Source organism: Rhizobium sp. L51/94, from assembly GCF_019355555.1.
GTDB classification, from domain to species: domain Bacteria; phylum Pseudomonadota; class Alphaproteobacteria; order Rhizobiales; family Rhizobiaceae; genus Rhizobium; species Rhizobium rhododendri.
The window spans coordinates 276,067-289,495 of sequence record NZ_CP072142.1 but is presented as its reverse complement, the minus strand read 5'-3'; the positions used below and the strand labels follow the sequence as shown (position 1 = coordinate 289,495).

Sequence of the window (13,429 nt, the reverse complement as noted above, 5' to 3'; positions counted from 1 at the left end):
AAAGTCTACGGAATACCGACCAACGACCATGATCAATAAGTTGACTGGTTAACTCCTGTATTGTTTGTTGACTCCCGATGTCAACTATTGCCTACAAATTTTCCGATCTTTCCACCGGTCTTGCCGAGGCGCGCGCGGCAACCGGAGGATGCGCACGTGAAAACACCAACGCTGACCTGCCGGTCAGCGTCGGTGTCATGGAAGCGGCCTAAAGACGAGGCGGCGACGCGGCATAGTCCGACGTCAGGGCATATGTCTCAGTTACCGAGTGCGTCGCTGCCCGATATCGAATGGTTGGACAGTTCGTAATCCTCGACATGAACGAGGCATCCCTGCGGTTTCAGGAAAACGATGCCGTAGGCGCCCGGTTCATCGACGGAGAGGGAAGTATCTTCCGTATCGAATACCATCGGCTGCTGATGGACCGGGCTCTTGAATACCGAGAAAGGTATACCGCGATGGGAGCCGCCAATCGTACGGTGAACATGGCCGGCGAAGATGTGGCGGACATTGCCGTATTCGGCAAGGATATCGTAAAACTCCTCGCCGTTCCGGAGCTTGATCTTGTCCATCCCGGGAAACCCGGTGTCGAGCGGTGGGTGATGCATGAAGATGTAGACGGGCCGGTCGCCGGCACCAGTGAGGTTCTGCTTCAACCAGGCAAGCCGATTGTCGCACAGCACCCCGGCATGAACGTCCGGCGAGACGTAGGGCGGTCCGCAAAGCGTATCGAGCAAAAGCATGACACCGTTTTCGGTCTCGATCCGCTGCTGGATAAAACCGTGCTCGTCACGCGGGCTTTCGGGATAGGCGGCAATGAAGTTTTCGCGGTTGTCGTGGTTTCCGACCAGCAGGTGGACGGGAATTTCGAGCGTGTCGAGCAGTTCGCGCAGTCTCGCATAGGATTGGCGACTGCCGCGGTGCGAGAGGTCACCCGTCATCACCGCAAACTCAGCATCGCGGTGATGCAGGTTGACATGATCTATCCCTCTTGAAAGGCGCTGATAGGGATCGAGGCCGATGATCGTCTCTCCCTCCAGGACCATGTGCAGGTCGGTGAATATAATAATTTTGCTCATGCGCTACTCCTGCCTGCGATTCCCGGAATGCCTTTCGTCGGGCACCTTTCCGGTACGTACATTCCAGACCCTGCACGTCGTTTGCAACAGGTTTGCGTCAGCAGTCTGTTTGTTGGCTAACGCGACAAGACACTTGACTGCCTGCATTTTACCAATAAAGTAACGTTATAACATAATATAAAGCAATGATGGATTTCCGACCTGTGCGAGATTTTGCGAGACCCGCCCACCTTGACCGCCGTTGCAGGCCTGTCATAGATGCCATCGACGGTTCCCTTAGGATGACTCCAAGGGGATTAATAGGGAACACGGTGAGGGCCACCCGAATGGGACCAAGACCGTGACTGCCCCCGCAACTGTAAGCGGATTGCTGCTCATCCCAGGGCCTCAGGGCCATGTCACTGCGAAGGTTTCGCGGGAAGACAGATGATCGGCGCATATCCGCAAGTCAGGAGACCTGCCGTCAAGCGCTATCCCATGAACCCGGGCGGGGATGCCCGGAAAGGAACAGATATGTCTCATTTGAATTTTCGCCATAGCCTGGCGCATCTCCGGCTCGATTGGGCTTCCGACAGTTGACGTGGCAACCGCAGCTTGCCTCGCTGCCGCATACCTGCAGCACCAGGGCACTCGCCTTCCCATAAAATCGAGATATTTTTCATGCGTCAGTTTCTGTCCAGCATTACGCTTGCCTGCGGGCTTCTCGGCATGGCCGCCCCCGCATTCGCGGCAACGGTCTATCCGCTGTCCATAACCAATTGCGGTCAACAGGTGACCTTTGCCAGGGCGCCTTCGAAGATAGTGTCCATCGGCCAGGGGATGACGGAAGTTCTCCTGTCTCTCGGCCTTGCCGACAAGATCGTCGGCACGGCGGTCTGGGTGGGTCCCGTGCTTCCTCAATATGCACAGGCCAACAGCAAGATCAAAAGGCTGGCCGACAACGATCCGAGCTTCGAATCCGTCGTCGGACGCCAACCAGACTTGGTGGCTGCGGAATTCGAGTGGCATGTCGGACCGCAGGGTTCCGTCGGTAAGCGGGAGCAATTCTCCGACCTCGGAATAAATACCTATATCTCGCCGGCTGATTGTGTCGCCAAAGTCAATTCCGACGGCGGAGACGGGGTCCGCAAGCAGATGTTCAGCATGGATCTAGTCTATCAGGAGATCGCCCAGCTCTCCGAAGTCTTCGATATCAAGGACCGTGGCGATGCCCTGATCACCGACCTTAGGAAACGCGAGGCCACCGCTGTGGCATCCGTGGAGGGTGCGGCCGCCAAGCACCTGCCGATCGTCTTCTGGTTCTCGAGCAAAGAGGTCAGGGGCGATGCCTTCATAGCCGGCAAGAACGGTGCCCCCGCTTATATGATGAAGGCCCTCGATGCGCGCAACGTCGTGACCACCGAGGAGGAATGGCCGCTTGTCGGCTGGGAAACAATATCCCAGGCGAACCCGGCCGTCATCGTCATCGCCACCATGGATCGCCGCCGCTATGCGGCAGACGATCCCAAGGTGAAGCTGGACTTCCTGCAGAACGATCCCGTCACCAGCGAAATGGACGCCGTCAGGAACAAACGATTTGTGATGATGGATGCGCAGTCCATGAACCCGACGATCCGGACAATCGACGGCATCGAGGTTCTTGCAAATGGCATCAGGTCCTTCGGTCTGGCCCGGTGAGCAACAGCGCAGTCGTAACACGGCGTAGATGGTGGGCGCTTGCAGCGCTCGCCGTTGCCGCCATCGTCGTCCTCGGATTTTCGATCAGCCTTGCCGTTTCCATCGGGGAAATCTCCATCCCGCTGCAGACGACGGCAGAGGCTGTGTCGAACCGCATCTTCGGCACGGGCTTTGCAATCGACCGTATTCACCAAGGCATCGTCTGGGATTACCGTCTCAGCCGGGCACTGGTTGCAGCCAGTGCCGGAGCCTCGCTGGCGCTCTGCGGCGCCGTGCTCCAGGCCCTGCTGCGCAACCCGCTGGCCGAACCCTATGTGCTTGGCATTTCGGCAGGCGCCTCGACAGGGGCAGTTTGCATCACGATCCTCGGGCTCGGCGCAAACGTTCTCGGGCTGTCCGGCGGAGCATTCATCGGGGCCGTCGTCGCCTTTACGCTGGTGGGCATTCTGGCCTCAGGGGCAGGCGGGTCGGGCGAGCGGATCATTCTCTGCGGCGTTGCCGGATCGCAGCTGTTCAATGCCCTGACCTCCTACATCGTCACGACGTCTGCCAATGCAGAGCAGGCGCGCGGCGTGCTGTTCTGGCTGCTCGGTTCGATGAGCGGCGTGCGCTGGCCCGACGTCTATCTCTCCGCACCCGTGACCTTGGCGGGCTTCATTGTTTGCCTCTGCCATGTCAGGGCGCTCGACGCCTTCGTCTTTGGCGCCGACGCGGCGACCTCCCTCGGCATCCCGGTGCGCCGCGTACAGATCGTGCTCCTTGGCACGACCGCCGTCATGACGGCGAGCGTCGTCAGCATGGTCGGCTCGATTGGTTTCGTCGGGCTCGTCATTCCGCACGCCGCGCGCTTCCTGGTCGGGCCGTCGCACGGCCGCCTGCTGCCGGCGACCGCCCTTGGCGGCGCGATCTTCATGGTCGGAGCCGATATTGCTTCGCGCATCATCATCCCCCAGCAGATCCTGCCGATCGGCGTCGTCACGGCTCTCTTTGGAGCGCCCGCTTTTGCCGTCATCCTCTATCGTGTCCGGAGGACCCCATGAGCATATCCGTCGACGACGTCACCTATGCAGCCGGTAACACGCTCATCGTTGACGGCATCAGCCTGGCGATCGAGCAAGGCAAGGTTCTCGGCCTGCTTGGGCCGAACGGATCGGGGAAATCCAGCCTGCTGCGCCTGATCTGCCGGTTGAGGAAAGTCCGCAGCGGCATCATACGACTTGGAGAACATGATGTGGCTAGTCTGTCGCGCAGCGAGATCTCGCGCCGCATAGGCTTCGTTGAGCAGCAATCGACGACCGACACACCACTGACCGTCGCCGACGTCGTCCGCCTCGGTCGCACGCCCCACAGAGGATTGCTCTCCACCTGGAGCAGCGACGACGATGCCGCCGTCGAGATCGCGCTCGCCCGGGTCGACATGCAGGCCCGGGCAGCCCAACTATGGCAGACGCTGTCGGGCGGCGAGCGTCAAAGGGTGCACATTGCCCGCGCGCTGGCGCAGGCTCCGACCGAGCTACTACTCGACGAGCCGACCAACCATCTCGATATCCAGCACCAGCTGGATATCCTGTCACTTGTCGCCAAGCTGGATATCACCTGTATCGTCGCCCTTCACGACCTCAATCTTGCGGCCATGTTCTGCGACAGTCTCGTCGTCCTGCGAGACGGCAAGGTCGTCGCCGCCGGATCACCGGAAGACGTCCTCACCGAACACCTCATTCGCACGGTCTTCGGAGTAAAAGCGCACGTAGAAAAGTCCGCGATCCACGGCCGCTGCCACATCCAGTACCTGCTGGCCTAGGCCTCGGGCGGCGTGGCAAATGTGTGTGGGGGGCCATCACGGCCAATACACTGCGCAACATACGAATGTCGAAGGATAGCGGTAGCCGTGATTGAGCATTTCTGCTGCTTTGCAAGAAAGTCTTGACCTTTGAAGGTTAGGCTACGAGCTGAAAATTGACGAGCGCATATGACCAATATTTCACCACTCATCCTCTCAATTGTTGCACCCTGCTACAACGAGCAGGAGGGGATATCGGAATTCTGCCGTCGCTGCGTAGCGGCGGCTCGATCGGTAGCCGGTGAGGATTTCGAGATTGTTTTGGTCGATGACGGCTCCAGCGACGAAACTTGGAATATAATTGCTGCAATGACAGCACTCGTGCCCCAGATCCTTGGGGTACGCCTGATGCGTAATCATGGCCACCAGCTGGCGGCTACCGCTGGGCTCGCTGCATGCTGCGGCGAGCGTATCCTCTTGATCGATGCAGATCTGCAGGATCCGCCGGAACTGTTGTTGATGATGATGCCGATCATGGATCGTGGCGCCGATGTGGTCTACGGCCAGCGTTGTCAACGTCAGGGCGAAACGTGGTTCAAGCGTGCCTCGGCTTCGCTTTTTTACCGTCTTCTTTCCCGGCTGGCATCGGTCACGATACCGCGCGACACGGGCGACTTTCGGCTGATGCGCCGCCGGGTTGTTGATATCCTGATGGCTATGCCGGAGCGTGATCGGTTCATACGAGGCATGGTCAGCTGGATCGGCGGGCGACAAGTTGCCTTGCCCTACGAACGCGACGCACGTTTTGCCGGCGAAACCAAATATCCTCTGCGCAAAATGATCGGCTTCGCGTTGGACGCCGTGACGAGTTTTTCGACAACTCCGTTGCGTGTCAGTACTATCCTCGGGCTTGCGACTGCGGGCATTGCATTTTTGCTGCTCATCTTTTCGATCGCACGGTGGCTCTCTGGTGACACGATCGTTGGCTGGTCCAGTATCATGTGTGCCGTCACAGCTTTCAGCGCCATCCAGTTGATATGCATTGGAATTATTGGCGAATATTTGGGGCGATTGGTGCAGGAAAGCAAACGACGTCCAATGTTCATGATCGAGAGCCTGCTGCAAAATGGACGAGATCTGACGTTAACCAGCGATTTCTCAGATTTAGACGCCGCAGGAAGACGCAGGGCAATCGCGTCAGCCTTGCAGGATGGAGGCGAACAGCCGGAGAATGCAAGGGCAAGGGCCGTCCGATGAGGCCCGTCGACCTCGTTGTGGATATGCCCTCAGATCCACAGTCCGAACCCGCACCGAAAGGAACCGCGGATTCGGTCCTGCAGAACACCAACACCTCGATTTTCGCCTTCCTCGGCATTGTGGGACTGATGGTGACGGCGTTCAAGTTCCCGCCGCTCCTCGATTATGCGAACCACTATACACGCATGTGGCTGATCGCAGGCGGCATTACGGAAGTCCATCTCGCGCAAATCTATGCGCTCGACTGGCACGGCACCTTCACAAATCTCGGCATAGATCTTATGGCCCGTTATCTTGGACCGTTGATCGGTGTCAGTATGCTGGCACGCGCTATTCTCTTTGCAGCGATCGTGCTGCCGCCAATAGGCGCCATAATACTGCATCGTAAGGTGTTCGGCGGATCTTACTACTGGCAGATCGCAATGCTCTACCTTGCATGGTGCGCGACGCTTATCGGCGGCTTCATCAACTTCCAGATCGGCCTCGGCTTAGCATTGCTGTTTGCATCGGTCGATCTGCATTTACAGGTCAGGAACAGACGGGCGTTATTCGTCTGGCGACTTCTGGCTTCCCTGCTTTTAACGATAATGCATCTATTCTCACTGGGGTTCTACCTTGCGCTGATCTGCGGTCTCGAAATCTCCCCCCGGTTAGAACTGCGCCGTTCACTGGCCGATTGGAGCAGATTGGCCATTCGGATAGCGCTTGCATTCCTGGCTTGCGCGATTTTCCCGCTTCTGTTGTTTCTGCGGTCGCCGGTCTTACCTGGGAATGCGCTGGGATTGGAGACGATGTGGAACGCCACGCCGACCCGGCAGATGATGAACCTTTTCTCGGCGATTTGGACGTACGTCTCCGTGGTCGATGTGATGCTGCTTATCCCTGTAGTCCTGGTCTGCACCAACGCCGCCCGCACTGGCCGGTTCAGGATGCACACGGGACTTGCGATAGCTGCACTCGGTCTCACCATCGTCGCCTGCCTTTCCCCCCGCAGCATGGTGGGGACCGGCTGGATAAGCTGGCGCTTTCCCATAATGGCCGCACTCACGGGCATGGTGATGTTCTGTCCGCTGCCGAAACTGGCGCGACACGAGGCACGTGTCATCATGCTCGCCTTGACCCTCGTTGTCTTCGGGCGCACCGCATGGATAAGCTACAATTGGTGGCAAGGCGAAAACGACGCCAACGACGTCATATCGGTATTGGCATCAGTCCCACCGGGGTCAGCCATCCTACCTCTCGCTCATCTTGTGCTCGCCGATCCCCTAGGCGGATGGCAGAGACACTATGCCTGGGGCGAAGACACGTTCCGACACCTACCGACATTGGCGATACCCTTCGCACAAGCCTTCGTTCCTGCAGTCTTCACGGCACGCGGCAAGCAGCCTCTCATGGTGTTGCCGCCATGGTCTTCCATTGCGGTGCCAGAAGGTAATTTATCATCGACCGGGGTACTGAGTTGCCCTTCTTGGCTCGAAAGGGAATCCGTCCTGGCGCCGTATCTGTCTAATTGGCGAAAGCGTTTTGACTATGTTCTTGTCATGAACGCAAACCAGCCGGACAAATATGTGGGATATGCACTTCCGGGCGGCTTGAAGTTGATAGGCGACAAACCCTTCGCCCAGCTTTACAAGATTGACGCGATTTTTGTGGCGGATAAAAGCACAACATCGCCTGTAATTTGCCCCGAACCGCTCACCGCTTTTGAGTGACCACGACAGCTGCCACGCTAACAGCGAGGTCGGGAATTTGCACGGCTCGCCTAAATTTCCTGCGGCGGTTTAAGTCGTCCGTACGGGCGTGGAAAATCCGACGACGGTCAAAATCGCGCCGGTTGCGAGGACCTGTGACATGAACGAATTGGAAAACAGGGCCGCCAAGCCCTGTTTTCGGATTTGGTGAAGGCTAGTGGGCCTTAGCTTGCAGGGCGCAGCTGCAGTCGCGAGACGCCGGCGGCGACGTTCAGGCCGGTTCCCACTTCTGCGCTGAGCGGCTGCAGGCCGAAGTTCTTGGAGTTGCCGCCGACCAGTGCATTGGCGCCGAGGCCAAGGCCGACTGAAGCACCTGCCGAAGCTCCGACATAGGTGCCGGCGAGGCTACCCTGTCCGACGCTCGTCGGTGCCGTATTGACGACGACCCAGCTGAGGTAGGACTTGCCTGTGATGCCGACATCGAGACCGAGCTTGCCGATCGTCCCGGTGTAGCGTTCGACCTCACCGGTGCGCTGCTTGAACTGGCAGGTGACTGCCTTGCTTGAGCCGATCAGCAAGCCGATTCCGCCTGCCACTTCGCACGACAGGGTGCCGAGACGTTCCTTCGGTTGCGTTACCACCTGCTTTGTCGGGTGCTTGCGATGGTGGTGCGGGCTGGTGGCCGAGGCCGCAGAGCACAGGGCCAGGCTACCCGCCATGGCGAGGATGAATGCTTTTTTCATGTGATTGATCCTTTTTCAGGTCTCGTTCAGCACCACGAGACGCGATGCTGAGATTTCCTGTTGTTTGCTGAGGATAAGATGTTCAGGGCAAAGATTCGCCCGGGGCGATCTCGATGATGCTGTGCACCGCCATGTGTGTGAACTCGCCCGCAACCTCGACTGCTCTGGCTGCCGCAGTCTGAGAATGGGCACGGCCGCTGAGGGTCACGCATCCGTTGGCAACCTCGACCTCGATCTCGCAGTCTTCGTGACCGAAGGTATAGGCAAGCAGGCACTCGATTGCGATCCGGGTGGAGCAGTCGCTGGATGCACTGGTGGCCAAGGCGGGGTAGGGCAAAAACATCATCTTGAACTCGGCTCCATGGGATTTTCGGCTCGCCAGGTCTGGCGAGCCAAATGATCGTCTCGGTTCGGTGGAGTGGCGGTCGGTTACTTAAGCGCGTCCTTGACGGCATCCTTGCCCTTGCCAACGGTGCTCTGCACTTCGCCGGCAGCCTTGTCGACCTTGCCTTCTGCTTCCAGCCGCTCGTTGCCGGTCAGCTTTCCAACAGTTTCCTTGATCGTGCCCTTGAGTTCCTTTGCGGCGCCTTCGATACGGTTCTTGTCCATTGTACTATCCTTTCATTCGCGTTGTTTATCCTGACCCCGGTCTGGCCGGCGTCATGCAAATGGAGATAGCGCTCCGAACAGGCGTCTTGCAGATTGGAAAATACCAATCCCGCTAGTAGCTAGTGACCTTTTTTCGTCAATTTAGTACTTTTTTTGGCTGGGGTAGCAACGTTAGACTTTGGAGATTTACCCTGGCCCTCGGGCAAACCCTTAAAGCCCCGTTCCCTTGCCCAGATGACCGCTGCCGCCCGGCGGTTGACGCCGATCTTGGCGTAGAGCGAGGCAACGTGGTTTCGGATAGTATTCTTCGACAGGTGCAGGCGTTCTCCCATCTCCTGATCGCTGTGGCCGCTGCAGATCAGCCCCAGGATCTCCCGCTCGCGGTCACTCAGCTCGAACAGTTGCGCCGTCGGCGCGCGGCCGGTCGAACTGTGCTTGAGGGTCGCAAGACGGTCAACGATCGAACGGCTGAACCAGGAGGTATCCGCCATGACGCTTTCAATGGCCTCGACGAGCTCGGCCTCGCTGCGCCGTCGCTCGGTCACGTCCTGCAGGGCCCAGATGACGCATTGCTGGTCGTTGATTTCCACCCGCTCGGCGGAGACGAGGCATTCAGCAGCGCCCCCGGCCTTCTGCTTCATCTGCATCGGCTCGTTTCGAATAATGGTGTTGTCGCGCAGCTTCTGCTCGATTGTCCGGCGCGCGGCGACGTCCTCCCAGAGATGGAGTTCGCCGGCCGTCCGCCCGACGACCTCGCCGGCAGCATATCCGGAGATCTGCAGGAAGGCGTCGTTTGCTTCCATGAAGACGAAGTCGTCGAGCCGGGAAATGGCCGCTGGCGCAGGCGACAGCCGGAAGGATTTCGAGAACCGCTCCTCGCTTTGCCGCAGGGCATTCTGGGCCTTCCTGCGACCATCCAGATCGGCAAAGGTGAAAAGCATACAGGGTTCTTCGACCACCGAAATCGGCTCGCCGGCGACGATCACCAGCCGGTCGCCACCATCGGGCAACGGCACCAGGGCCTCGCGGTGGCGAATGACGCGGCCCTCATTCAGCTTCGTCAATGCATCTTCGCCGGTTTCGCAGTTGGAAAACAGACCGAGGGCCTCGACGCTCTTGCCGACGACATCTTCCTTGGCAAAGCCGGTCATCTCCAGGAAGCCCTGGTTGACGCGGATGAAGCGGTGATCGTCGAGACGGCAGATCAGGCCGGGTGCCGGGTTGGCGTTGAAAGCCCGCTCGAACCTTTCCTCGGCTTCGAAGCGCGGTGTCTCGTCCCGCATGATCAGCACGAGGACATCTGGCTTGTCGCCACCATCCGAGATCGCGAGGCTGCGCACAGTGTGCACCCAGACGAGGTCGAGATCCGAAGACGGTGAGAGCTCCACCGTCACGTCGTCGACCGTCTCGCCCACGAGCAGGCGCTCGATCGGATATTGTCCCTCTTCCAGGGGATGGTTGTTCCGGTACCGCAGCGTGAAATTGCGGCGGTAGCCCTTTGCGTCCTCGCCGAGATCCTTAACCGCCTCGACCCGGTGCATCTTCAACGCTGCTAAATTGGCCCAGGCGATCGAGCCGTCGGGATCGACAAGGATGATGCCGTCGCTCAGCCCGGCGATGAGTTCCTGGAGAATGGAGCGATTTACCCTGGGCGCCGCAACTTCGGCCATATCAACCTCCTCGTTGGAAGTCTGGGCATGTAGGCACTTTTCTTCGGGAGGAAATAGGCAAGGCGCGATCTGCGCGCTAATGCTGCACGCGGATCGAAATTTCGCGTGGCCGGATTGCAATAGGTCCGGCACGGTTAGCCCGCCCGCTGTGCACGCCGATGATAGCGCTTACGTGATTTCGTCGCGAACTTGGCCGTGGGCCACCACCGCAAAGAGGCCTGTACCCCCAATGATGTTGCCGATCAGCGCCGGCAGGATAAACCCGCCGGCAGCCTCCCAGAGCGTCGTCTGACCGCTCAAGAACAGCAGCCATGCTTCGCCTGAGCCAGCAACGACATGGCTGAACCCGCCAATCGCAATGACATAGGTGATGAGCAGGATCACCCAGAACTCGCTGCCCCTTGCATTGGGCAAGATCCATGCAATCGACGCCACCAGGAACCCGGCAGGGGTGGCGAGGAGAAGTGTCGTGACGAAGTCATGTTCAAGAGCCGTTTTCGAAATCTCCAGGGCCGCTGCCAATTGCTCGGGGCCGACAATGATCTGCGACGCGACAAGGGCTGCCACGAAAAATGTGCCCATCATGTTGGCAAGGAATACCGCCGCCCACAGCCGGAGCAGTCGGCCGAGATTGCGAACTGTCGGGTGGGTGGCCAGCGGCAGGACCGCAGTCACCGTCGTTTCCGTGAACAGCTGGAGCTTGCCGAGGATGACGATGACGAAGCCCACGGTGTAGCCGAGCGCAACGACCAGTTCCCGCCACGGTGCATCCGGCAGACGCAAGCCAATGAACGCTTCCGCCAGAGGCGAGATGCTGATCGCCACGCCCGCTGCAAAACCGGAGAACAGCAGCGAGATGATCGGCCGGGCGAGTTCTTCGTCGCCCTGCAGCCGGATCACCTCGTGGACGACCTTGGCCGATCCCGACGTCCGCTCCGACACCGCCCGCTTGTCATCTTCTGAAATTTCTCTGGAAGGCGCGCCCTCACTGGCAGTCCCGTTCTCGCTATCGTTCGACAAACAAATCTCCTGAGGCGCGGTGCAGGCGCGGGTTGGCGTTCTTTAAAGGGGGCAGGATAGTGGAGATCTTCCGACCAGTCACGCTAACTATGTTGAAGCCGCCGAGCAATCGGCCGCCGCTTGCAATTGCACAAGCCATCTCTGTACCGGGCAATGGCGCTTTCCAGAGATGAAAATAGCAATGCACATCCTGTGCAAGCAGCGCAATATCGCCGCGTGACGCAGATCATGGACGTCGTTGGACAAGCAACTGTCGGCCCGCAGCTTTGCATTGCGCCGCTCCAACTGCTTCCACGTTCAGCGCCATCGGTACGTCTACCGCGTTGCTTCACAGACCAAATGGTTTGTCAGGTGGTGGATATGATCTGTTCCTATGCCGCAGCAGCCACCGATGATCGTCGCGCCGGCTTCGATCCAATGGTTGCCCCAATTGCAATAGGATTGTGCGTCAAGGTCAGTCCTCACCGCAGAGACGACCTCGTTGGCAGCACCGTCTTCATCCTGAGAGCCGAAGGCGTTTGCATAGACGCCGAGGGGAAGCAAAGGCACTGCGGCCCGCGCGGCCCTGAGTGCGGCAGCCATTACTTCCGGCATCGAGCAATTGAATAAGAGAGCCTCGGCGCCGAGCGCGGCGGCGAGGCGAGCCGCGTCCGCGACAGTCTGATGCGACCGGAGTTGCGGTTCAGTCATCTCTTCGGACGGAATATCGTCACGCAGCGTGAACGAAAGCCAGAGCGGCTTGCCGGTCTGGCGAATTGAAGTCGCGGCCGCGGTGGCCTCTTCCAGGCTGCTTTGCGTTTCTGCAAGCCAGAAATCGACGTAAGGGGACATCCCGCGAACGAGGACGCCGAGATAATCGGCCGCTAGTTCGGCGTTGAAGAGCTCAGGCTGATAGGATCCGAAGACGGGCGGCAGAGAGCCTGCCACCTTGACATTTGTGGCGCCCGCGGCATCGCGTGCCAAGCGTCCCGCCAACGCGGCAAGCTCCTCGCCGCGCTCGCGAAAGCGCGCTTCGCCGATGTGAAAGGGGACGATGGCATAGCTGTTGGTGGTGATGACCTTGGCACCGGCGCGGATGTAGCTGTCGTGGACCTTTCGGACCATATCAGGTGCCTCCATCAGCGCGAGGGCAGACCATTCAGGCTGACGGAAGGGAGCGCCGATGCGTTCCAGTTCGCGCCCCATTCCACCGTCGAGGATCAAGATATCAGCCATGATGTACTTTCTGTTTTTGGGTGTTGGCTCTCTGAAGTTCATGAAAGCCGGCGATGTCGTCCGCTATCGAATCCGCGATATGATCGCGAACGGCCTTCTCGGCATTCTCCGGGTTCTCCTGCATCAGGGTCTCGAAGAGACGCTGGTGTTCCGCAACGAGCGGCCGCCGACGCGGCCAGTGCAGCTCCGACCAACGATAGAGCCATTCCATCTTGTCGGCGAGCTGGGCGTGGCGGCGCATCAAAAGCCGGTGGTTGGCGGCCTCGACGATGCTGGCGTGAAAGCCGAGATCTGCTTCCAGCCTTGCATCGGTGCCACCGTCCTCCGCGCCACCGAGATTGTCGAAGGCCTCCGTGATCCTCGTCGTGTCGATCGCGCACCACCTTTCTGATACGATGCGGGCTGCCAAGCCTTCGAAGGCAGCCCGCATCGAATAGATTTCAGAGATCTCGCGGGCGTCGAGATGGGCGACATGCCAGCTCGAATAGGGCGTTCGCATCACGAGTTCCTTCTCCTCGAGTGCAAAGAGAGCCGAGCGTACTGTTCCGCGGCCGACGCCGACTTGCTGCGCCAGTCCCTGCTCGGTCAGAGTGGCGCCTGGAAGAAACTCGCCGCGAACGATGGCATCGCGCAGCCAATCCACCGTATTGTCCTGCAGGCTCTTCTTGTCGATCGGTTCGCGCATCAC

At 59.3% G+C, this 13,429-nt stretch carries 14 protein-coding genes and 1 riboswitch; of the genes, 6 read left to right on the top strand and 8 right to left on the bottom strand.

Annotated elements, in window-relative coordinates; translation table 11 throughout:
• Nucleotides 1–77 precede the first annotated feature (77 nt).
• Complete coding sequence (locus J5274_RS28890) at nt 78–212, top strand: hypothetical protein (protein ID WP_257625455.1); 135 nt, start codon at nt 78–80, stop codon at nt 210–212.
• A gap of 45 nt (nt 213–257) precedes the next feature.
• Here J5274_RS28890 and J5274_RS19400 read toward each other — a convergent pair whose 3' ends face one another.
• Nucleotides 258–1,079, bottom strand: coding sequence for a phosphodiesterase (locus J5274_RS19400; protein WP_142831418.1), 822 nt, complete (start codon nt 1,077–1,079; stop codon nt 258–260).
• Nucleotides 1,080–1,330: 251 nt separating this feature from the next.
• Nucleotides 1,331–1,559, top strand: a riboswitch (cobalamin riboswitch).
• Nucleotides 1,560–1,739: 180 nt separating this feature from the next.
• Between J5274_RS19400 and J5274_RS19395 the strand changes: the two genes are divergently transcribed.
• The 5 genes from J5274_RS19395 (at nt 1,740) to J5274_RS19375 (ending at nt 7,505) form a co-directional block, all read left to right on the top strand.
• Nucleotides 1,740–2,756 (top strand): ABC transporter substrate-binding protein, encoded by a 1,017-nt coding sequence (locus J5274_RS19395; RefSeq protein ID WP_142831419.1) that lies wholly within the window; start codon nt 1,740–1,742, stop codon nt 2,754–2,756.
• Nucleotides 2,753–3,796: an iron ABC transporter permease gene (locus J5274_RS19390; protein WP_142831420.1), complete on the top strand. Its 1,044-nt coding sequence runs from the start codon at nt 2,753–2,755 to the stop codon at nt 3,794–3,796. Before J5274_RS19395 ends, J5274_RS19390 begins: the two co-directional genes overlap by 4 nt.
• Nucleotides 3,793–4,557 carry an ABC transporter ATP-binding protein gene (locus J5274_RS19385; protein ID WP_143123273.1) on the top strand — a complete coding sequence of 255 codons (765 nt, stop codon included), beginning with the start codon at nt 3,793–3,795 and terminating at the stop codon, nt 4,555–4,557. The genes J5274_RS19390 and J5274_RS19385 overlap by 4 nt, the downstream gene beginning before the upstream one ends.
• 168 nt (nt 4,558–4,725) lie before the next feature.
• Nucleotides 4,726–5,793: a glycosyltransferase family 2 protein gene (locus J5274_RS19380; protein WP_143123272.1), complete on the top strand. Its 1,068-nt coding sequence runs from the start codon at nt 4,726–4,728 to the stop codon at nt 5,791–5,793.
• 23 nt (nt 5,794–5,816) lie between these two features.
• Complete coding sequence (locus tag J5274_RS19375) at nt 5,817–7,505, top strand: hypothetical protein (RefSeq protein WP_143123304.1); 1,689 nt, start codon at nt 5,817–5,819, stop codon at nt 7,503–7,505.
• A 203-nt stretch (nt 7,506–7,708) separates the two neighbouring features.
• Here J5274_RS19375 and J5274_RS19370 read toward each other — a convergent pair whose 3' ends face one another.
• From J5274_RS19370 to J5274_RS19340, 7 genes are all read right to left on the bottom strand, one after another.
• Nucleotides 7,709–8,227: a DUF992 domain-containing protein gene (locus J5274_RS19370; protein WP_142831423.1), complete on the bottom strand. Its 519-nt coding sequence runs from the start codon at nt 8,225–8,227 to the stop codon at nt 7,709–7,711.
• A gap of 82 nt (nt 8,228–8,309) precedes the next feature.
• The gene (locus J5274_RS19365; protein WP_209187976.1) at nt 8,310–8,573 is read right to left on the bottom strand and encodes a BON domain-containing protein; all 264 of its coding nucleotides are present in this window, start codon (nt 8,571–8,573) and stop codon (nt 8,310–8,312) included.
• Between the two features lie 83 nt (nt 8,574–8,656).
• Nucleotides 8,657–8,836, bottom strand: a complete 180-nt coding sequence (locus J5274_RS19360) for a CsbD family protein (RefSeq protein ID WP_111221490.1) — start codon at nt 8,834–8,836, stop codon at nt 8,657–8,659.
• A gap of 119 nt (nt 8,837–8,955) precedes the next feature.
• Entirely contained in the window at nt 8,956–10,506 is a 1,551-nt protein-coding gene (locus J5274_RS19355; protein WP_219275523.1) for a helix-turn-helix transcriptional regulator, read from the bottom strand.
• A gap of 168 nt (nt 10,507–10,674) precedes the next feature.
• Complete coding sequence (locus J5274_RS19350; protein ID WP_247750598.1) at nt 10,675–11,526, bottom strand: formate/nitrite transporter family protein; 852 nt, start codon at nt 11,524–11,526, stop codon at nt 10,675–10,677.
• Between the two features lie 315 nt (nt 11,527–11,841).
• Entirely contained in the window at nt 11,842–12,741 is a 900-nt protein-coding gene (locus J5274_RS19345) for a homocysteine S-methyltransferase family protein (protein ID WP_142831426.1), read from the bottom strand.
• Nucleotides 12,734–13,426 carry a GntR family transcriptional regulator gene (locus tag J5274_RS19340; RefSeq protein ID WP_142831427.1) on the bottom strand — a complete coding sequence of 231 codons (693 nt, stop codon included), beginning with the start codon at nt 13,424–13,426 and terminating at the stop codon, nt 12,734–12,736. Before J5274_RS19340 ends, J5274_RS19345 begins: the two co-directional genes overlap by 8 nt.
• Nucleotides 13,427–13,429 lie beyond the last annotated feature (3 nt).